General features: G+C 66.1%; 22 protein-coding genes. 9 read left to right on the top strand and 13 right to left on the bottom strand.

Annotation, left to right across the window (positions count from 1 at the left end):
• Positions 1 to 133 precede the first annotated feature (133 nt).
• Positions 134 to 1,498 carry an AmpG family muropeptide MFS transporter gene (locus AC3WJD_RS07535; protein WP_492745975.1) on the top strand — a complete coding sequence of 455 codons (1,365 nt, stop codon included), beginning with the start codon at positions 134 to 136 and terminating at the stop codon, positions 1,496 to 1,498.
• 219 nt (positions 1,499 to 1,717) lie between these two features.
• On the opposite strand, the gene AC3WJD_RS07540 is transcribed toward AC3WJD_RS07535, so the two are convergent.
• Positions 1,718 to 2,170 (bottom strand): DUF6628 family protein, encoded by a 453-nt coding sequence (locus AC3WJD_RS07540; RefSeq protein WP_492745977.1) that lies wholly within the window; start codon positions 2,168 to 2,170, stop codon positions 1,718 to 1,720.
• Positions 2,171 to 2,229: 59 nt separating this feature from the next.
• Positions 2,230 to 2,370 carry a hypothetical protein gene (locus AC3WJD_RS07545; protein ID WP_492745979.1) on the bottom strand — a complete coding sequence of 47 codons (141 nt, stop codon included), beginning with the start codon at positions 2,368 to 2,370 and terminating at the stop codon, positions 2,230 to 2,232.
• Between AC3WJD_RS07545 and AC3WJD_RS07550 the strand changes: the two genes are divergently transcribed.
• Complete coding sequence (locus tag AC3WJD_RS07550) at positions 2,363 to 2,617, top strand: hypothetical protein (RefSeq protein ID WP_492745981.1); 255 nt, start codon at positions 2,363 to 2,365, stop codon at positions 2,615 to 2,617. The genes AC3WJD_RS07545 and AC3WJD_RS07550 overlap by 8 nt on opposite strands.
• Positions 2,618 to 2,650: 33 nt before the next feature.
• On the opposite strand, the gene AC3WJD_RS07555 is transcribed toward AC3WJD_RS07550, so the two are convergent.
• The 8 genes from AC3WJD_RS07555 to AC3WJD_RS07590 all read right to left on the bottom strand — a co-directional run bounded on the left by AC3WJD_RS07555 (position 2,651) and on the right by AC3WJD_RS07590 (position 11,180).
• Positions 2,651 to 3,916: a bifunctional folylpolyglutamate synthase/dihydrofolate synthase gene (locus AC3WJD_RS07555; RefSeq protein ID WP_492746080.1), complete on the bottom strand. Its 1,266-nt coding sequence runs from the start codon at positions 3,914 to 3,916 to the stop codon at positions 2,651 to 2,653.
• 226 nt (positions 3,917 to 4,142) lie between these two features.
• Positions 4,143 to 5,000, bottom strand: a complete 858-nt coding sequence (gene accD, locus AC3WJD_RS07560; RefSeq protein ID WP_492745983.1) for an acetyl-CoA carboxylase, carboxyltransferase subunit beta — start codon at positions 4,998 to 5,000, stop codon at positions 4,143 to 4,145.
• Positions 4,997 to 5,815, bottom strand: coding sequence for a tryptophan synthase subunit alpha (trpA, locus tag AC3WJD_RS07565; RefSeq protein ID WP_492745985.1), 819 nt, complete (start codon positions 5,813 to 5,815; stop codon positions 4,997 to 4,999). The genes accD and trpA overlap by 4 nt, the downstream gene beginning before the upstream one ends.
• Positions 5,812 to 7,020 carry a tryptophan synthase subunit beta gene (trpB, locus tag AC3WJD_RS07570; protein WP_492745987.1) on the bottom strand — a complete coding sequence of 403 codons (1,209 nt, stop codon included), beginning with the start codon at positions 7,018 to 7,020 and terminating at the stop codon, positions 5,812 to 5,814. The genes trpA and trpB overlap by 4 nt, the downstream gene beginning before the upstream one ends.
• Complete coding sequence (locus AC3WJD_RS07575; RefSeq protein WP_492745988.1) at positions 7,017 to 7,661, bottom strand: phosphoribosylanthranilate isomerase; 645 nt, start codon at positions 7,659 to 7,661, stop codon at positions 7,017 to 7,019. Before AC3WJD_RS07575 ends, trpB begins: the two co-directional genes overlap by 4 nt.
• Positions 7,662 to 7,794: 133 nt before the next feature.
• On the bottom strand, positions 7,795 to 8,469 hold the full coding sequence (gene pyrF, locus AC3WJD_RS07580; protein WP_492745989.1) for an orotidine-5'-phosphate decarboxylase: 675 nt from the start codon (positions 8,467 to 8,469) through the stop codon (positions 7,795 to 7,797).
• A complete protein-coding gene (locus tag AC3WJD_RS07585) occupies positions 8,466 to 8,804 on the bottom strand; it encodes a lipopolysaccharide assembly protein LapA domain-containing protein (protein ID WP_492745990.1) in 339 nt (112 codons plus the stop codon). The genes pyrF and AC3WJD_RS07585 overlap by 4 nt, the downstream gene beginning before the upstream one ends.
• A gap of 33 nt (positions 8,805 to 8,837) precedes the next feature.
• Entirely contained in the window at positions 8,838 to 11,180 is a 2,343-nt protein-coding gene (locus AC3WJD_RS07590) for a patatin-like protein (RefSeq protein WP_492745991.1), read from the bottom strand.
• A 133-nt stretch (positions 11,181 to 11,313) separates the two neighbouring features.
• Between AC3WJD_RS07590 and AC3WJD_RS07595 the strand changes: the two genes are divergently transcribed.
• Positions 11,314 to 12,066 (top strand): SRPBCC family protein, encoded by a 753-nt coding sequence (locus tag AC3WJD_RS07595; protein WP_492745992.1) that lies wholly within the window; start codon positions 11,314 to 11,316, stop codon positions 12,064 to 12,066.
• A gap of 127 nt (positions 12,067 to 12,193) precedes the next feature.
• Complete coding sequence (locus AC3WJD_RS07600) at positions 12,194 to 12,817, top strand: DUF937 domain-containing protein (RefSeq protein ID WP_492745993.1); 624 nt, start codon at positions 12,194 to 12,196, stop codon at positions 12,815 to 12,817.
• A gap of 6 nt (positions 12,818 to 12,823) precedes the next feature.
• Here the strand turns inward: AC3WJD_RS07600 and AC3WJD_RS07605 are convergent, their stop codons facing one another.
• On the bottom strand, positions 12,824 to 13,519 hold the full coding sequence (locus tag AC3WJD_RS07605) for an endonuclease/exonuclease/phosphatase family protein (protein WP_492745994.1): 696 nt from the start codon (positions 13,517 to 13,519) through the stop codon (positions 12,824 to 12,826).
• Positions 13,520 to 13,599: 80 nt separating this feature from the next.
• Here AC3WJD_RS07605 and radA point away from each other — a divergent pair, with 80 nt between their 5' ends.
• The 5 genes from radA to AC3WJD_RS07630 are packed head-to-tail and all read left to right on the top strand — an operon-like array spanning position 13,600 to position 18,069.
• The gene (gene radA, locus AC3WJD_RS07610; RefSeq protein WP_492745995.1) at positions 13,600 to 14,973 is read left to right on the top strand and encodes a DNA repair protein RadA; all 1,374 of its coding nucleotides are present in this window, start codon (positions 13,600 to 13,602) and stop codon (positions 14,971 to 14,973) included.
• A gap of 9 nt (positions 14,974 to 14,982) precedes the next feature.
• Complete coding sequence (locus AC3WJD_RS07615) at positions 14,983 to 15,531, top strand: CvpA family protein (RefSeq protein WP_492745996.1); 549 nt, start codon at positions 14,983 to 14,985, stop codon at positions 15,529 to 15,531.
• Positions 15,528 to 15,962 (top strand): iron-sulfur cluster assembly scaffold protein, encoded by a 435-nt coding sequence (locus tag AC3WJD_RS07620; RefSeq protein ID WP_492745997.1) that lies wholly within the window; start codon positions 15,528 to 15,530, stop codon positions 15,960 to 15,962. The genes AC3WJD_RS07615 and AC3WJD_RS07620 overlap by 4 nt, the downstream gene beginning before the upstream one ends.
• On the top strand, positions 15,959 to 17,740 hold the full coding sequence (locus tag AC3WJD_RS07625; RefSeq protein WP_492745998.1) for a cation:proton antiporter domain-containing protein: 1,782 nt from the start codon (positions 15,959 to 15,961) through the stop codon (positions 17,738 to 17,740). The genes AC3WJD_RS07620 and AC3WJD_RS07625 overlap by 4 nt, the downstream gene beginning before the upstream one ends.
• Entirely contained in the window at positions 17,740 to 18,069 is a 330-nt protein-coding gene (locus AC3WJD_RS07630; RefSeq protein ID WP_492745999.1) for a DUF423 domain-containing protein, read from the top strand. Before AC3WJD_RS07625 ends, AC3WJD_RS07630 begins: the two co-directional genes overlap by 1 nt.
• A 2-nt stretch (positions 18,070 to 18,071) precedes the next feature.
• Here AC3WJD_RS07630 and aroB read toward each other — a convergent pair whose 3' ends face one another.
• Complete coding sequence (gene aroB / locus AC3WJD_RS07635) at positions 18,072 to 19,169, bottom strand: 3-dehydroquinate synthase (RefSeq protein ID WP_492746000.1); 1,098 nt, start codon at positions 19,167 to 19,169, stop codon at positions 18,072 to 18,074.
• Positions 19,166 to 19,720: a shikimate kinase gene (locus tag AC3WJD_RS07640; RefSeq protein WP_492746081.1), complete on the bottom strand. Its 555-nt coding sequence runs from the start codon at positions 19,718 to 19,720 to the stop codon at positions 19,166 to 19,168. The genes aroB and AC3WJD_RS07640 overlap by 4 nt, the downstream gene beginning before the upstream one ends.
• Positions 19,721 to 19,807: the final 87 nt, after the last annotated feature.

The raw sequence follows: 19,807 nt of genomic DNA on the forward strand, positions 1-19,807 counted from the left end.
GACCCGCCATCATGAATGCCCCTGCCTATCCAACAACGGCATATACAATGATACTTACTTCAGTTCCAGATGACTAGGCATATCGCAATTATCCGCTAGTTTCTCGCCAAATTTAGCGGGTTGGGGAGGATGCATGGCGGACGCTACGGAAAGCTTGGGGTGGCGTGGTCATCTTCCGGAAGGTCTGCGCGCCTATACCGAGGCGGCACCGATCGCGGCCTTCTTCCTGGGTGTTTCTTCCGGCTTTCCCTTCGCGATGATCGGCGCGACGCTGACGACTCGGCTGGCGCAGGACGGGATCGACAAGAAGGCGGTGACCGCGTTCACGCTCGCCTTCCTTGCCTACAATCTCAAATGGCTCTGGGCGTGGGTGGTCGACGGCGTCCGCATCCCGGTGCTCGGACGGCTGGGGCAGCGGGTGTCGTGGTTGATCCTCGCGGGCCTGTTCGTCTTCGCGGCGGTGGCGAACCTCGCGCTGGTCGATCCGCAGACCAGCCTGCTGCAGACGGCCTATGCGGCGATCCTCGTCGGCGTGGCGGGCGCGACCTTCGATATCGTGATCGACGGCTATCGGATTGAACTGCTCAAGCCCAACCAACTCGGCGCGGGTTCGGGCATGTCGCAATATGGCTGGCGGATCGGATCGGCAGGCGCGGGCGCGATCGCGCTGGTGATCGCGGCGCGCATGGGGTGGGAAGCCGCCTATCTGGCGTGCGCCGCGCTTGCGCTCCCCGCGATGCTGACGGGCCTGGTCATGGGCGAGCCCGAACGCCACCGCGAGGCGGCGCAGCGCAAAGGCCTTGCCGAGCTTGGAAACTCGATTGCGGGGCCATTCGTCGAGTTCTTCAAGCGGCAGGGTGCGCTGCTCGTGCTGCTCTTCATCCTGCTCCACAAGATTGGCGACACACTCGCCAACCTGACCTTCCGCCTGTTGTTCAACGATCTCGGCTTCACCAATGACGAGATCGCCTTCTACGACGTCGGGCTGGGCTTCATCGCCTATCTGGTCGGCATCTTCGTGGGCGGCTTCCTCTATGCGCAGCTGGGGATGAAGCGATCGGTGCTGCTGAGCCTGATCCTGATGGCGGTGTCCAACTTCAGCTTCGCGCTGCTTGCGGCAGCGGGGCACAGCAACGAGGGCATGGCGGCCGCGATCGGCTTCGAGAATTTCGCAAGCGGCATCGGCGGCGTAACGGTCGTCGCCTATTTTTCGGCGCTGACCGATCTGCGCTTCACCGCCTCGCAATATGCGCTGATCTCGGCGGCGGCGAGCATCGTCGGCCGCTTCCTGACAGGCACTTCTGCAGGGGCGCTGATCGAGGCGACGGGCTATGTGAACTTCTATCTGCTCACCACGCTCGCGGCGGTACCCGGGATCGTGCTGTTCTGGCTGATGATGCGCGCCGGTCTCATCGACGCCTCGATCGGCAGCGCGGGCAAGGTGGGCGAGGGTGATGCACGCCGCGATGGTGAGGCTGCACCGAAGGCGACCGCCTGATGGCGTGGCTGGCGCTTTCGATCTTCGTCCAGATCGCGTGCGCGATCCATGTGATCCGCAACGGCTGCAACGGCTTAGGCCCCGCTTGAGCTTCAGAGGTGTGCGCTCAATCTGATCCATATCGGTGCTCCGGGCTTGACCCGGAGCCCATGCTGGTCGCCCGGGCAGATGGGCTCCTGCTTTCGCAGGAGCACTGAACCCGATTTTCGGTGCGATACTTTAGTCGCAGCCGGGGCTGCCAGGAAATAGCGCGAGCGGCTTGCCGAGGTCGGCGAAGGCCTGGGCGACCGCCTGCGCGGTGGTGAGCGCGCCGAGGCAATCGGGCGTGCCCATCAGGTCGCCGAGCAGGGCATGGGCGCGACGCGGAGCGTCGGCGGCCTGTTCGACGGTCTTGAGCAATGCCGCTTCATCCGCGGTCATGCGCAGGCAGCAGCAGGGGGCAACCTTGACGGTCTGCTGCGACGCGCGCGCGATCTCTGCCATCATCGCGCGAATGAGGACGAGCGGGCGGCGATAGCTCATGCCGAAATGCGTGAAGATCGCGTGCGCCGCATGCGCATCGTCGAGCCCGGCGACGGCTATGCGGCGGATCGCGAACAGCAGCAGGCGCGCGGTACGCAGATCGGGAAGGGGCGGGGCTTCGGCATAGTTGAGATCAGCGGGCTGGGCCATGGGACATCCTCATATTGTCTCGCAGGCGATGTTTGCCGATCGGCTATTGCAAGTCAATATCAATAATCGATGGTGCTTCGGGTGAGGATCGACAGGGTGTTGCGAAAGCGCGCCGACCGCAGCTTTTCAAAGCCGGGCGCGAGGCGCAGATGAGCGTGGCTGCGCATGCGCAGCACCTTCAGGACGAATCGCTTGCCCACCTATCGCCTCGACATCCGCATGAACCCGACGGACCCCGATGAATCGGTGGCGCTCGATGCTGCCGGCGAGGTTGAAGCCGCCAGCGCCGCACGCGCCGCGATTGCCGAGGCGTTTGGCCGGCCGCATGAGCTCGTGCTGCTCGACGCGCAGACGGGGCGTTTCACGATCGGTGCGGGGCTATGGTCACGGCGTGGCGAATATCGGCTAAAGGCGACCGAGGACGTTGCGGGCCTGCCGCGATTCTGACGCGAAGACGGATTTGCGTTCGCCGGGGCTGGCCTATTCGGGTGACTGGTCGTTGAGGCGCAGCACGTCGCCCGCGAGATAGAGCGAGCCGAGGATAAGCACGACCCCGGGCTTGGCCGGATCGAGCGTTTTGCCCAGCATGGCGAGCGCCGCGGGCACGTCGGGTGCAGCGGCGCCGCGTGCGCCGATCCGCTCAGCCATTGCGGCGAGCGCGTCGGGTGCATGATGGTCGTGATCGGGGACGGGAACCGCGTGGATGCTCGTCGCCAGCCCCGCGAAATGCGCCAGCAGCCCCATCGGATCCTTGTTGTCGAGCATGCCGAGGACGATGTGAAGCTGGCGGCCCTTCAGATGGCTGCGGAACCAGCCCGCGATCATCTCGCCCGCAGCCGGGTTGTGGCCGCCGTCGAGCCAGAGTTCGGCGGCTTCGGGCAGGTCGGCGGTGAGCGGGCCTTGCTCGAGATGCTGGAGTCGCGCGGGCCACTGCGCCCAGCCGGTTGCCGCCTTGAGCGCTGTCTCGGGGATCGCGATCGCAGACTGGTGGCGCAGCATCGCAAAGGCGAGCGCGGCGTTCATCACCTGGTGATCGCCGGGAAGGCGGGGGCGGGGCGCGTCGAACTTGCCCTTGTCGTCGCGATAATGGAGCCGGTCGTTATAGAGCGTCGCTTCCCAGGTCGTCCCCTTGGCCAGCACTGGAGCACCTGCAGCCTCCGCGACCTGGGCGATACGGCGGCTGAGCGCGGGCGCATACTTCATCGTAACAAGCGGGACGAAGCGCTTGGCAATGCCTGCCTTTTCCCCTGCGATCTCGACCTCGGTCTCGCCCAGAAACGCCTGATGATCGATGCCGAGCTGGGCGATGCCGCAGATCGCGGGCGCGGGGATGATGTTGGTGGCGTCGAGCCGGCCCCCAAGCCCCACCTCGATGATGCATGCCTCGGCATCATGCCGCGTGAAGGCGAGGAAGGCTGCGGCGGTCGTTGCCTCGAAGAAGCTGGGATGGATGTCCTCCGAACAGTCGAGCACCTCGGCGAGCAGCGGCGCGAGTTCGGCATCGTCGATCAGCTTGCCCGCGATGCGGATGCGCTCGTTGAAGCGGACGAGATGCGGCGAGGAATAGACATGCGCACGCATTCCCGCCGCCTCGATCGCCGCGCGCAGGAAGGCGCAGGTCGATCCCTTGCCGTTGGTGCCCGCGACATGGAAGACGGGGGGCAGCTCATCCTGCGGGTTGCCGAGGCGTGCGAGCAAGGCAGAGATGCGCTCGAGCCCGAGCACGTCGCGCCCGGGCGAGAGCATCGTCAGTCGGTCGAGCTGGCGCTGGACCGCGGGGTCGTTGGAACGGGCGGAGTCCACTAAAGCCCCTCCCTTTCAAGGGAGGGGTGGGGGTGGGTGCGAGCGAAGCGAGCCTTTCGGTCTCGACATTCCCCCACCCCAACCCAGTATCGGGTGAACAGCGCCCCGCGCTGTTCAAGCCATGCTGGGGGCATGGCCTACCCGATGCTCCTGAAGGGGAGGGGCTTGCTCACGCTACCGCCGCCTTCTCCTCGCACAGATAGCCAATGAGCTGGCCAAGCGTTTCGCGCAGATCCTTGCGCTGGACGACCATGTCGAGCATGCCGTGGTCGAGCAGATATTCGGCGCGCTGGAAGCCTTCGGGAAGCTTTTCGCGGATCGTGTTCTCGATCACGCGCTGGCCGGCAAAGCCGATGAGCGCGCCCGGTTCGGAGATCTGGACGTCACCGAGCATCGCATAGGAGGCGGTGACGCCGCCCGTGGTCGGATCGGTCAGCACGACGATATAGGGCAGGCCCGCTTCCTTGAGCTCGGCGATCGCGACGGTCGATTTGGGCATCTGCATGAGCGAGAGGATTCCCTCCTGCATGCGCGCACCACCCGCGGCCGTGAAGATGATATAGGGAGCGCGTTCGGCGATCGCCTTGCGCGCACCCTCGACGAAAGCGGCGCCGACGCCGAGGCCCATCGAGCCGCCCATGAAGGCGAAGTCCTGCACGCCGACCACCGCCTTGTGGCCCATGATCCGGCCGCTGGCGTTGAGCAGCGCGTCCTGCTCGCCCGTCGAGGCACGTGCCGCCTTGATCCGGTCGGTATATTTCTTGGAGTCGCGGAATTTGAGCGGATCGTCGGCAACCTGGGGTGACGCGAACTGATACCAGCTGCCTTGGTCGAAAAGTTGCTCGAAGCGGGCCTTGGCGCCGATACGCCCGTGATGCCCGCATTTGGGGCAGACCGACAGATTCTCCTGATACTCCTTGATGAAGATCATCTGCGCGCAGCCCGGGCATTTGTGCCAGAGCGTGTCCTGCGTCTCGCGCTTGGCGATGAAGGGGATCGAGTTGCGGACGCGGTCGAGCCAGCTCATGCGGCCATTTCCTTTCGTGCGGTTGCGATCGCTGCGGAGAGCGATGCGACATAATCGATGATGGGACCGGCGGCATTGGCGCCGTGCGCGGCGACGAGATCGACGATCGCCGAACCGACGACGACACCATCGGCGACGCGCGCGATCGCGCCCGCCTGTTCGGGGGTGCGGACGCCGAAGCCGACCGCGACGGGCAGGGTGGTGCCCGCCTTGAGCCGGGCGACGGCGGCCTCGATCGTATCCTGTGCGGCCTGTTGCAGCCCGGTGATGCCCGCGACCGAGACATAATAGAGGAAGCCGCCCGCGCCTTCGAGCACCGCGGGAAGGCGTGCTGCGTCGGTGGTGGGCGTGGCAAGGCGGATCAGGTGGACGCTCGCATCGCGCAGCGCGGGACCGAGCGCATCGTCTTCCTCGCTTGGGATATCCACGCAGATCACGCCGTCGACGCCCGCGTCCCGCGCGGCCGCGGCGAACCATTCGGGGCCGCGACGGACCATTGGATTGGCATATCCCATCAGCACCAGCGGGGTTTCGGGATGGCGTGCGCGAAAGGCCCTGGCGATATCGAGGATATCAGCGGTGGTGGTGCCGGCACCCAGCGCGCGCAGATTGGCGCGCTGGATTGCGGGGCCGTCGGCCATCGGATCGGTGAAGGGCATGCCGAGCTCGATCACATCGGCACCGCCCGCGACGAGCGCGTCGATCACAGCCGCGGTATCGGCAGGCGTGGGATCACCGCCGGTGACGAAGGTGATGAGCGCGGCGCGGTTTTCGGATGCGGCGCGGGCGAAGGCACTGGCGAGACGATCGCTCACAGCTCCACCCCCAGCGCGTCGGCAACGGTGAAGATGTCCTTGTCGCCGCGGCCCGACAGGTTGACGATCACGATCTTGTCCTTGGCCATCGTGGGGACGATCCGTTCGGCCGCGGCGAGCGCGTGCGCGGATTCGAGCGCCGGGATGATACCTTCCAGCTTGCACAGCCGCTGGAAGCTGGCCAGCGCCTCTTCGTCCGTGACGGGCTCGTAGCGGACGCGGCCGATATCGTGGAGCCAGGCGTGCTCGGGCCCAATGCCGGGATAGTCCAGACCCGCCGAGATCGAATGCGCCTCGGTGATCTGGCCATCCTCGTCCTGCAGCAGATAGGTTTTGTTGCCGTGGAGAATGCCCGGCGAGCCGCCCGCTAGGCTGGCGGCGTGCTTCTTGTCGAGCCCTTCGCCTGCCGCCTCGACACCGACGATCTCCACGCCCGCGTCGTCAAGGAAGGGGTGGAAGAGCCCGATCGCATTGGATCCGCCACCTACCGGCGCGATCAGCATGTCGGGAAGCCGGCCCTCGGCCTCGAGGATCTGTTCGCGCGCCTCATTGCCGATCACCGACTGGAAGTCGCGGACGAGCTCGGGATAGGGGTGCGGACCCGCGACAGTGCCGATGATGTAGAAGGTGTCGTGGACGTTGGCGACCCAGTCGCGCAGCGCCTCGTTCATCGCGTCCTTGAGCGTCTGTGCGCCCGATTCCACCGCACGGACCTCGGCGCCGAGCAGCTTCATGCGGAACACATTGGGCTGCTGGCGCGCGACGTCGACCGCGCCCATGAAGATCGTGCAGGGGAGGCCGAAGAGTGCCGCGACCGTGGCGGTCGCGACGCCGTGCTGGCCCGCGCCCGTCTCCGCGATGATGCGCGTCTTGCCCATCCGCTTCGCCAGCAGGATCTGGCCGATGCAGTTGTTGATCTTGTGTGCGCCGGTGTGGTTGAGCTCCTCGCGCTTCAGATAGACCTTCGCGCCGCCGAGTTCCTCGGTCAGCCGCTCGGCGAAGTAGAGTGGGCTGGGGCGGCCGACATATTGCTTGAGCAGATAATCGAACTCGGCCTTGAACGCGGGATCCTGCTTCGCTGCGCGATATTCGCGCTCGAGATCGAGGATCAGCGGCATCAGCGTCTCGGCGACATAGCGGCCGCCGAACTGGCCGAAATGCCCGCGCTCGTCGGGCTGGGTGCGAAGCGAGTTGATGATGCTCATAGCTGGGCCGTCGCTTTAAGGAATGCGGTGATCTTGTCCACATCCTTGATACCCGGCGCGCTTTCGACGCCAGATGACACATCTACCAGCCGCGCGCCGGTGATGCCAATCGCCTCGGCGAGACTGGCGGCATCGAGCCCGCCCGACAGTGCCCAGGGAAGCGGGTGCGCGAAACCCTGCAGCAGCCGCCAGTCGAAGCGCAGCCCCATACCCCCCGGCAGCTGCGACCCTTCGGGTGTCTTGGCGTCATAGAGCAGCCGATCGGCGGCATCGCGAAAGCCGCCAGCACCCGCGAGATCGGCGCTGGTGCGGATGGGAAGCGCTTTCCAGACCTCGCGCCGCGTGCGCGACTTCACTGCGGCCGCGCGCTCGGCCGTCTCCTTGCCATGAAGCTGGATGACATCGAGCCCTCCTGCGGCGATCGCGGTGTCGAGCAGCGCATCGTCGGGATCGACGAATACGCCAGCCTTGAGCACATGGTCGGGCACGCGCTGCGCGAGTGCTGCCACCTGATCGAAGGTTACGTTGCGCGGGCTCTTCGGAAAGAAGACGAAGCCGACATGGCTCGCGCCGCCCGCCACCGCAGCATCGAGCGTTTCCGGCGTCGAAAGGCCGCAGATCTTGGCGCTGATTCGAGGCATGGCCTTGCCTTTAGTCCCATTCACCCTTCGGTGTCATTCCTGCGAAGGCGGGAATCCATCGGGTGTTGGTCATGGTCTGAGGGATGTCGGCATCGTCTGGATCCCCGCTTTCGCGGGGATGACAATTTGAAAATCAGAGCGTGGCGGCGATGTCGCGCGCTGCCTGATCGGGGTCTTCGGCCTGCGTGATCGGCCGGCCAATGACGAGGATCGAGGCGCCCGCATCGAGTGCCTTGCGCGGAGTCATCATCCGCTTCTGATCACCGGTTGCGGCGCCGGTCGGGCGGACGCCGGGAACGACGAAGAAGCCGTCGTGCCAGATCTTGCGCGCGGCGGCGACCTCGTGGCCCGAGCAGACCACGCCATCGACGCCCGACTTTTTCGCAAGCTCGGTCAGCCGGACGACCTGTTCATGCGTGTCGTCCTTGAGTCCGATCGCATTGAGGTCGTTGCCGTCGAGGCTGGTGAGCATCGTCACCGCCACGACCTTGGTGCCGTTGGGCGCGGCCGCCTTGGCATCTTCCATCATCGCCTGTCCACCCGCGGCGTGGACCGTCAGGATTGCGGGCTCGAGCGGGCGCAGCGCCTGGACCGCCTTGGCGACGGTGTTGGGGATGTCGTGGAACTTGAGATCCAGAAAGATCGGCAGGTCGAGCGCCGCCATCTCTTTCACGCCGGCGCGACCATTGGCCGAAAAGAATTCGAGGCCAAGCTTTATCCCGCCGACATGATTGCGGACCTTTGTGGCGATCGCCATTGCCCGTTCGAGGTCGGGCGTGTCGATCGCGACATAGACGGGGCTGCTCATGATACCCCCGGCGGGACGGCTGTGGGCACATAGGCCGGCGTCGCCTCGGGCTCGGCGGCGGTCGGCGTCGTCGCCGTGGCGGCGTAACCGCGGGCATCGGCGAGCGCGCGCTCGGTAGAATCGAGCTTGCGCTTCAGGCTCCAGCGCGTCGCTCGGTGCAGGATCAGCGTGGGCACGAGCCCGATCAGGAAGGCGCCAAACAGCAGCACGGGCAGCTTGGAATCGACCTGGACGTCACCCCACAGGTTGATAGTGACCGGGGTCCAGTTGCCGACCGCGAAGATCACCGCCGTGACGGCGAGTATCACCCAGAAGATCGTTCTCAGGAATTGCATGCGGTGACCCTGTTTTGTTGCGCGCGTACAACACTAAGCCTTATGGGCGGCTTTTGCCAAGGGATCGACCCCAATCTCCTGCCTGAGTTTCCGAAAGAGTTCGGGGATCGCGCCGAGGCGCGGCTCTTCCTCGTCGAGAATGGCGACGAAGGCGGCGTGCTTGATCTCCGCGACCTTGCCGGGGCCAAGCGTTTTTCCCGCGGGCAGGCTCGAGAGCAGGATGTCTATCAACCGGTCGGCGCCGTGGAGGCGGCCCCAGAGATAGTCGTTCTCGCGATAGGCGCGGCTGAAAAAGGCCCCGAAACTGTTGAACTGGACGCCCTTGAGCGTCGCTTCGGCGCCCCCCGCGCGGATCGTCGTCGCATCGTCGGGGGAAATCCGGTCGACCTTCACCGGATCGAATTCATCGAGCCCTTCGCCCTGCAGCAGCGGCAGTGTCGCGATGTCGTAATAGGGGAAGCCGAGATAGGTGAGCAGCATGACGCGGCGGCCGGCCTTGGGCAGTTCAGCCAGCGCCTCGGCGATGCGCTCATCGGTCACTTCGTCGATCGCGCGCAGGTTGCGTGCGGCGGCGAGCGCGTCCATCGCGGCCTGCGGCGCCTCGGCGGTTTCGGTCGCGATCTCGCGCAGCGCCAGGCTGTAGGAATCGGCTATCTCGCGATCGAGATAGAGCGCAAGGCACTCATAGACCGCCCGAGCCATCGCATCGAACGCGGCAACCGGCGCGCCATCGACCTCGGACAGTTGGGTAAGGCGGCGCGCGAGAAAACGCAGGCGGCGGATCCGAAAGCCCAGATCGTGCGCGCGAAAAAAGTCGATGACGGGCTCGGTCGCACCACTGCCGCGCCCGGTGATGCGATCAAGGCCCCTGGCACGCGCGGCGTCCCAGACCGCGCGCCGGGCGGCCTCACGCGCGGCGCTGCCGGTGCGCGGGGAGAGCGCGAACAGCATCGATGCGACCTCCTCGACGACACCCGAGAGCTTGAGATGACCATAAGCGGGGTAGGCGTGCCCCGCCGAACGCGCCGCCTTGTCCTGTGCCTTGGCGCGCCACGCCGCGAGCCGCGACGCGGTAGGGCGATCGAGGAAGAGCGTGATACCGAAGAGCGATTCGATCGATTCCTCGACCTCCGGCCGCAGCGCCTCGACGATGGTGCGCATCCGGCGGATCCGCGAGGATCGGCGCTCGATCGCCTCGAGATTGTCGCGGATCGGCTGGGTGCGCGGCAGGTCCGAAAGCGCGCCGAAAATCGTACCGAAAAAGCCGGGAAGCGAGCTCTCCCCGTTCCCCGTTCGCGTAATCTGAATGCTGCGCACGCCCGGCTTGGGATCGATATAGACGAAGCGGCGATCGACCTCGCGCCGCGCCGGGCGGTTCTTGAGCGCGCCGATCGCGGGCGTGAAGGGGGCGTTGGCGAGCACCGATCCGTCGATCAGCGCGGTGCTTTCGACGACCCCCGCCGCGCTTTGACGGGGCAGTGCGCGCCACAGGAAAGCATCGCGGCCGGGCCAGGCATGCGCGCGCTCGTCGAGCACTGCATCGAGTTCGCCCACGGTAAAGGGCGGAAAGGCGCCGGGGAAGCTCGCGGTGGCGCGCGCGGCGAACACGAGCTCGGCGGTGTCGCCGATTCCCGGAACGCCCGGCGCACGCGACGAAAAGCCGATGACGAGCCGGTGCTCGGTTTCGATAACCTCGGGCGGGCTGTTGAGCTTCAGGCGCTCGGGGTGGCCGCGGAAATCGGTCACCGTGACGAATAGGTCGAGCGGCTGGCCCGCGGGCAGCAGCACCGGTCCCGTTTCGCTGCGTGCCATCGCGTCGAAGGCATCGAGCAGAAGTCGCGTGAAGCCTGGGCCGCCAAAGGGCGGTTCGAACCAGCGCGCGCGGATGAAGCTCGACAGCTTGGCGCGCACTTCATCGCGCGTGCCGGGCTCTACGGTGCGTTCCACCGTGTCGCTCTTGCCGGCCGCGACCCATACAAGCGGCTGCGCCCAGAATTTGGAAAAGCGCGACAGCGGGCGCGCATCGGGATCGAGCAGCTGATCGACATCGGCGCATTCGAGCCAGAGATCCGTCAGCGGATCGAGTGACTGGCCGGTGGCGATCGCGTGCGCCAGGAAAATACCATTGATGCCGCCCGCTGAAGCACCCGCGATGATATCGGCGAGCACGCGCATCCTGGTGCCCGTCTCGGCCTCGATCGTCGCGAGCAAGCCGTGATAGACGCCCTGGCTGCCGGATGCGGGGGCATGCCCGTCATGGAAATACCGGCTGGCGCGCGCGAGGCGCCAGATTTCCTTCGTGATTCCATGCATGTAAACCGCAAGGCTGATGCCGCCATAGCAGACCAGCGCTAGCCGCAATTCTTTCTCCCGCATGTGCCGAGACTGGCAGCGGGGAGGGGCATTGTCGAGCAGAGAGCAATTGACGCTATAAATTGTCTCGCCGCGGCGGGGGCGTCCACCGTCGGGGCAAGGCAGAGGACCCAAAGCATCAACGAGGAGAAAGGCGATGCCCGAAGAGCAGCCGACCCGCGATCGCGTTCTTGTCGAAATGACGATCGCCGCACCCCCCGATGCGGTGTGGGATGCGATCCGTGATCCCGTGAAGATCTATAACTGGTTCGGCTGGGACGCGGAGACACTGAAGGAAGAGATCGACTTCATCTTCGCGAAACACGTCCGCGCCGACGACGCCGCGCGTGTTCTGTATTTCGGGGGCGTGCCCGATCGCTTCGAGGTCGAGCCGCGCGGCGACGGCTGCATTCTCCGTGTCGTACGCGCGATACCCGCCGATGCCGTCTGGGATGATGTCTATGAGGACATTGTCGAGGGATGGATCAGTTTCGTCCAGCAATTGCGGCTCGCGATCGAGCAGCACGGGCTTGGCGCTCGGCGGACGGTCTACCTCGAGGGCTCTGCGGTCCCCGGCGGACGGGCGCCGATCGCGGCGCTGGGCCTCGATTGTGTCGTGGATACGCGCCCCGGCGAAGCCGTGCATGTGACGCTGGCGGCCGGAGATGTCGTCGACGGCATTGCGTGGCACCGCACGTCATTCCAGTTCGGGCTGACCGTCCCGCAATGGGGCAATGGCCTGCTCATCGTTACCGACAAGTCGGCGACCGAAACATCGCCCGACGGGCGCGGCATGGTGGTCGTGACGACCTATGGGCTTTCGGGCGAGGCTTTCGATGCGCTGACATCGCGCTGGAAAACATGGTGGGACGAACACTTTGCGATGTCTTCCGAACCTGCGTGCGGCTGAACCAATAATCGGTTGAGCGCGTTGGGGCGATCGTAAACTCTGTGCGCGGACATTGCGGGCAGCTTGAGTACGCACAGTCCCGGTGCCAGCACATTCGTTCATGACCGCAACGATCGGGAGGATGACAATGGATATGGGCCGGGAGCTTCTGAACCAGAGCGACAATATCGACATGGGAGCGCTGGCGAGCCGCTTCGGTATTTCCGAGGAGGCGGCGGGGGCCGCGGTATCGGCGCTGCTTCCGGCTGTTCTCGGCGGGGTGAAGAAGACCGAGCAGGCGGGTGGGCTTGACCAGCTCGGCGCGCTTGCCGGCAATATCGGCGCACCCGCGCTCGATACCGAAGGCGGCAATGCGGTGCTCGGCCAGATCTTCGGCTCCAAGGATGTCAGCCGCGCAGTGGCGACCAATGCCTCGGCGCAGACGGGGATCAGCGACACGATCCTGAGGGCGATGCTGCCCGTGGTCGCGGGACTGGTCGCGCAACAGGTGGCGAAGCGGATGGGGGGCGGCATGCTGGGCGGGCTTGCTGGGGGTGTTCTGGGATCGCTGCTCGGCGGCAGTGCGACACAGGCTTCGGCGTCGAGCGCGGATGGCGGACTGGGCGGGCTGCTCGGTGGCATGTTGGGCGGCGCGGGCGGTCAGGCCCACGGGCTCGGCAATCTCGGCGGGCTTGCCTCGATGCTCGATGCCGATGGTGACGGCAATCCGCTCGACGATATCCTGGGCCAGATGTCGGGTCAGAGGCAGTAGCCGTTATCAGGCGCGCCTGAGGCGCGCCCAGACGGGCAGGTGATCCGAAGCATGCCGAGCGGTGGCGCTATGATGCGTTCCCGCCTCCGCGACGCGCAACTGATTCGAGACCATGATCCGGTCGAGCGTCGCGATCGGGCGGCGGGCATGGAAGCTCTTGCCGCAATGCGCAAAGCTGTAGTGATGCGCAAAATCGTGCAGGCAACCGTTCATCCGGCTCCATTCGTTGAGGTCACCCATCAGCACCGTCGGCAGCTTGTTCTCGCACGCGTCGAGATGCGCGATCACCGCGTGGGCCTGGCGTCGGCGCCACAGCCCCGAGAGGTCGAGATGCATGCCGACGACGCGCATCGTATGGCCGTTGAGTCTGATATCCGCCATCACCGCGCCACGCGGTTCCAGCGAAGGAAGGTGGATCACCTCGCGATGCAGGATCTCAGCCTGTTTGCGAACAAGGATCGCATTGCCGTGCCAGCCCATGCTGTGTGCGCGCACGTCGAAGGGTACCGCCTTATAGTCGCTATGTTCGTCCAGCAGGTGGGTCGGGATGACGCCCGCGCGCGTGCCGAAGCGCCGGTCGGCCTCCTGCAGCGCGATCACATCGGCATCGATCTCGCGGAGCACTTCAAGCGTACGTTCGGGGCGGCGGCGGCGGTCCGAGCCTATGGCTTTTCGGATATTGTAGCTGGCGACGACCGTCATCCCGTCTCCGGTGTGGGTGTTGAAGGAGTTTAACGCGTTATGGTGTGGCTTCTCTCCGGTTCAATGCTAATTGTCGCGCCATGGCGAAACCCCAGAAGCGTTTTGTGTGCCAGGCGTGCGGCTCGGTCGCCTCCAAATGGCAAGGCCAGTGCGTCGATTGCGGCGAATGGAACACGCTGGTCGAAGAGGTGGGCGCGGTCGTCACCCCCTTCGCTGCCAGGCATAATCTCCAGTCTGGGGGGCGCGCCTTCGAGCTGGTCGGCCTCGATGCCGATGTGAAACTGCCCGAGCGCGCTGCGACGGGGATCAAGGAACTCGATCGCGCGCTAGGTGGCGGCTTCGTTGAAGGATCGGCGACGCTGATCGGCGGCGATCCGGGCATCGGCAAGTCGACGCTGCTGCTGCAGGCCGCGGCAAAGCTGGCAGCGCGCGGCGTCAATGTAGCCTATGTCTCGGGCGAGGAGGCCGCCGACCAGGTGCGGCTGCGCGCGCGGCGGCTGGGACTGGGGCAGGCGCCGGTACAACTCGCCGCCGCGACTTCGGTGCGCGATATACTGACGACGCTCGGGCAGGGAACGCCCCCCGCACTGCTCGTCATCGATTCGATCCAGACGATGCACAGCGACCTGATCGAGGGTGCGCCGGGCACGGTCAGCCAGGTCCGCGCCTCGGCGCAGGAACTGATTCGCTTTGCCAAGGAACGCGGCACCGCGCTGGTGCTGGTCGGCCATGTCACCAAGGACGGGACGATCGCGGGACCGCGCGTACTAGAGCACATGGTCGATACGGTGCTCAGCTTCGAGGGGGAGCGGAGCCACCAGTACCGTATCCTGCGCGCGATCAAGAACCGCTTCGGCGGCACCGACGAGATCGGCGTCTTCTCAATGCAGGAGGCAGGTCTTGATGAGATTTCAAACCCTTCTGCGCTATTCCTGACACATCGTGACGAGACTGTGACGGGTTCGACGGTGTTTCCCGCGCTCGAGGGCACACGCCCGGTGCTCGTCGAGATCCAGGCGCTGACGGTGCGGCTTGCGAGCGGGGCGACGCCGCGGCGCGCGGTCGTCGGCTGGGATGCCGGGCGGCTCGCGATGATCCTCGCGGTGCTCGAGGCGCGCTGCGGGCTGAGCTTTTCGACGTGCGAGGTCTATCTGAACGTCGCCGGCGGCTATCGCCTGTCCGATCCCGCCGCCGATCTGGCGGTGGCGGCGGCGCTGATCTCGGCGCTGAGCGAGCAGCCCGTGCCCGCCGACGCGGTGGCCTTTGGCGAAGTTTCCCTGTCGGGCGAAATCCGGCCGGTGGCGCATGGCGCGCTCAGGCTCAAGGAATCGGCGAAGCTGGGCTTTGGCCGCGCGCTCGTGCCCGCGGCGGTGGCGAGCGAGAAGAGCGCACTTTCGCTCTCGGGATTTCGCACGCTGCGTCAATTCGTTGACCACGTGCTCAGGCGCGACTAGCTGGACGCAATGTCTGCCTTCACCGCGCTCGATATCGTCGTCCTGCTCCTCGTCGGCGGTGCCGCAATTCTCGGTTTCCTGAGGGGGTTCACGACCGAGATATTGTCGTTGCTCGCCTGGGTCGCGGCCGTGTTCGCCCTGAAGTTCCTTCACGCTCCCGCCGCGGCGGTGCTTACAGGCTGGGTCGGCACCGAAGGGGGCGCGACGGTGCTTGCGTTCGCGCTGGTCTTCGGCCTCACCTTCCTGGTCGGGCGGATCGCGGCGCGCGCGCTTGGGCAACGCACGCGCCAGTCGGTGCTCGGCGGGTTCGACCGGTTGCTGGGTGTCGGCTTCGGGGCTTTGAAGGGGCTGATCATCGCGACGGTGCTCTATCTCGCCGCCTCGCTGGTCTATGACGTGATCTATGGCGCAAAGGCCGAACGGCCCGACTGGATGCGTGAATCGCGCACCTATCCGCTGCTTCATGCGTCGGGCCGTGCGCTCGTCGACTTCGTCGAATATCAGCGCGGGGATGATGATGCTGACGGACGCGCACAGAACGCTATAAGCGGGACATGAACGCGCCGCTCTACAACAGCACGATCCTGCGGCTCGCCGCATCGATACCGTACCACCAGCGGCTCGAGCATCCTCAAGCGAGCGTTGAGAAGCGATCGCCCGTCTGTGGCAGTCGCGTGACCGTCGACGTCACGCTCGACGATGCCGACCGCATCGCCGAATTGGGGCAGGAGGTTCGCGCGTGCGCGCTCGGTCAGGCGTCGGCTTCATTGATGGCCGCCGCGGCCGTTGGCCGTGACGCCCAAGAGCTCGAAGCCGCGCGCGATGCGCTGACCGCGTTCCTCGCGGGCGAACGCGACAATCCGGGCGACTGGCCGGGTCTCGATATCTTCATTCCTGCCCTGCCGCACACCGCACGCCACGCCTCGATCCGGCTGGCATTCGAGGCGGTGGCCGAAGCCGCCCGGCGCGCGGCGGAGACATCGCGATGACGGAAGAGGTCGAAGGCGCCAAGCTGTTGCTGACCGAAGGGGTGGTGTTGCTCGGCGCCGCGCTCGCCTCGGTGATGTTGTTCCGGCGGCTGGGGCTGGGCGCGGTGCTCGGCTATCTCGTCGCGGGTGTCGTCATTGGACCGCATGTCCTCGGGCTGGTCGGCGGAGGCCAGTCCAAGCTCGATATCGCCGAGATCGGCATCGTGCTCCTGCTCTTCCTCGTCGGGCTCGAGCTCAATCTGGCGCGACTCTGGCGGCTGCGGCGCGAGATCTTCGGGCTGGGCCTGGCGCAGGTGGTGTTGTGCGGCCTTGCGATTGCCGCGATGATCTTCGTGGTGACAGGGTTCACGCTCGGTGCGGCGATCGCGCTTGGCTTGCCACTCGCATTGTCCTCGACCGCGCAGGTCCTGCCGTCGCTCAAGTCCTCGGGCCGGATCAACACGGCGTTTGGCGAGCGCGCCTTTTCGATCCTGTTGTTCCAGGACCTGTCGATCATCCCGCTGATCACGATCATCGCCGCGCTCTCGCGCGCGCCCGTCGACCCCGCCGCGCCGCCGGGCTGGCTGCTCGCGATCTACACCGTGGCGGCGATTGCGGGGCTGGTGCTGGCGGGGCGGTTCATCCTGAACCCGCTGCTCAAGCTCGTAGGACGGCTCGGCGAGCGCGAATTGTTCGTCGTGGTCGGACTGTTCACGGTGCTCGCCAGCGCGGCGCTGATGGAGGCGCTGCACCTTTCTGCGGCGCTCGGGGCGTTCGTCGCCGGCGTCATGCTGGCCGATTCGCCCTATCGCCACGAGATAGAGGCCGATGTCGAACCGTTCCGCTCCATCCTGCTCGGGCTGTTTTTTCTCGCTGTCGGGCTGGTGCTCGATGTGCCCGAGGTGCTCAGGCATCCGCTGTTCGTCATCGGGATGGCGGCGGCGCTGGTGGCGCTCAAGACGGGGGTGATCTTCCTGATCGCGCGGGTCTTCGGCTTCGGCACGCGGCAGGCGTTCAGTCTTGGCCTGTTGCTGAGCCAGGGCGGCGAATTCGGCTTCGTGCTGTTCGCGCAGGCGCAGGAGGCGTTGCTGATCGAGAAGGAGGCGGCGAGCCTGTTCAGCGCGATCGTCACGCTCTCGATGGCGACCACGCCCTTCCTGCTCGCGATCGCGCGCCGCTTCGAGCGTGCCAAGGACGAAGCGGCGGTCGAAGGGCTCGAGGGTCCCGAGGCGGCGGCGCAGGCGCGCGCGCTGATCATCGGCTATGGGCGGTTCGGGCAGACGGTTGCGCAGATGCTGATGGCGCGCAACGTCTCGGTGACGCTGATCGATCGCAAGCCGAGCCAGATCGAGCTTTCGAGTACCTTCGGGCTGAAGGTCTATTATGGCGACGGGCGGCGGATCGACCTGCTGCGCCGCGCCGGCGCCGAACAGGCGCAATTGATCATCTTCTGTCTCGACGATCGCACGCTTGATGGTGCGCACCTGCGTACCATCGTCCAAGCCTTTCCGCAGGCGCGCTTCCTGATGCGTGCCTATGACCGTCGACAGATGATTGAATATGCCAAGGTCGATGTCGCCGGAACGGTGCGCGAGATCTATGAATCGGCGGTGTTGATGGGGGTAAACGCGCTGCAGGAGCTTGGGGTGCCGGCGCACGAGATCACTGAGGTGGAGCAGGAATACCGCCGACGAGATCTCGCGCGGCTGGAAAAACAGGCCGAGGCGGGGGACCTCTACGCCGCCAAGGACATGATGTTCCGGCCCGGAACCCCGATGAAAAGCGGGGAGTGCGGTTGATGCTGACGGTGCTGATCGCGCTTTCGGGGGCGCTGGCGGTGGGTGCGGGCGCCTTCGCGGCGCATGGTGCGTCCGAACAGGCGGCCGAATGGCTCAAGACCGGGGCGTTCTACCAGCTGATCCACGCAGTTGCGGCGCTCGCCATTGTCGAGCGCATCGGTGCCAGGGGACCGGTGATGCTGTTCATCGCGGGCGGTGCGATCTTCGCGCTGATGCTCTACCTGATGGCCTTCGGCGCGCCGCGCTGGCTGGGCGCGGTGACCCCCATCGGCGGGACGTTGATGATCCTCGGCTGGCTCTGGCTGGCCTGGATCGCGTTTCGCGCCTGAACTCAGCGTTCCTCGTCGTCCAGAAAAGCGGCGACCTCGGCGAGCGCCACCGACTTGTCGACAAAGGACTGTCCGATCCCGCGCGAGAGAATGAAGGGCAGCGTGCCGCCCGCCATCTTCTTGTCGTGGAGCATGTGCGCGACAAGTGTTTCGCCACTCGCGGAGACACCTGCCGCCTTCAAGCCGTCAGGCAGGCCCGATGCCGCAAGGTGCGCCGCAGCGCGCACCGCATCCTGCGAGGGGCAGAGCCCGCGTGCGGCGGAGAAGCGGAAGGCGAGCGCCATGCCCGCAGCGACGGCCTCACCGTGGAGCAACCGGTCGGAGAAACCCGTTTCGGCTTCGAGCGCATGGCCGAAGGTGTGGCCGAGGTTGAGCAGCGCTCGCAGGTCGGCGGTCTCGCGCTCGTCCGCCGCGACGATGGCGGCCTTGGCCGCGACGCTGGTGGCGATGGCATATGTGCGCGCGGTGTTGTCTCCCGCGAGCAGCGCGGCGCCATTGGCCTCGCACCATTCGAAAAACGCGAAATCGTTGATGAGGCCGTATTTGGCGACCTCGGCATAGCCGGCGCGCTGTTCGCGCGGCGGCAGCGTGTCGAGCACGCTGGGATCGATCAGCACGAAGCTCGGCTGATGGAAGGCGCCGATCAGGTTCTTGCCCGCGCGCGCGTTGATCGCGGTCTTGCCGCCGACCGAGCTGTCGACCTGCGCGAGAAGCGTCGTCGGGATCTGGATGAAGCCGCAGCCGCGCTTCAGGATCGCCGCTGCGAAGCCGACGAGATCGCCGATCACGCCGCCGCCGAGCGCGAGCACATGATCGCCACGTTCGACCTCGAGAGCGAGCAGCCGGTCGGTCAGTGCCTCGAGCTGCGCCCAGCTCTTGGTGGCTTCGCCGGGGGCAAGCGTGATGACATGTTGTTCGACACCTGAAAGCGCGGTCTGGAGCCGCGGCAGCTGCCTCTCGGCGACGTTTGTGTCGGTCACGATCACGGCGCGGCCGCGCTTCAGCCAGGGCGCGAGCAGCGTCCCCGCGCGATCGAGCGCGCCATTCTCGATGTGGACGTCATAGCTGCGCGAACCGAGCGCAACGGGCACGATGGTCACTGGATAAGGGCCCTTTCGCGCAAGGCTGTAAGGATGCGTTCGACGGTGATGTCATGTGGCGAAGGCTGGCTGCGCACATGGATCGGCGCGAGCGCATAGATGGGGTTACGCACCGCCGCGAGCTCGCCGAGCACGGCCTCGGGGTCCTTGCCCCGGAGCAGCGGGCGCGTGTCGCGCCGCCCCACGCGCTGGGCCAGCACCGGAATGTCGGCATCGAGCCAGATGGCGAGTGCGCGGTCGAGGATGAGCCGGCGTGTCTCCTCCTGCATGAACGCGCCGCCGCCCGTGGCGATCACCTTGGGCGATCCGTCGATGAGCCGCGCGATGACGCGGCGTTCGCCATCGCGGAAATGCGCTTCGCCATAGCGTTCGAAGATTTCGCTGATCGTCAGGTCTGCCGCAACCTCGATCTCGTGATCGGCGTCGACGAACGGGATGTCGAGCCGGCTGGCAAGCCGCTTGCCAACCGTCGACTTGCCAACGCCCATCAGCCCGACGAGGACGATCGGCGGCAGGGGATCGGCAAGTAGACGGACGGGCTCGGCATGCATGGCCGCGGGGCTATACACACACCATCGCGATGGGGCAAAAGCGCACGAAATATCGCTACGCTCTTGCCGCCCGGACCCAGCCACAGC

The sequence above is a fragment of the Sphingobium sp. FW306-1B-F04DB genome, from assembly GCF_058781925.1.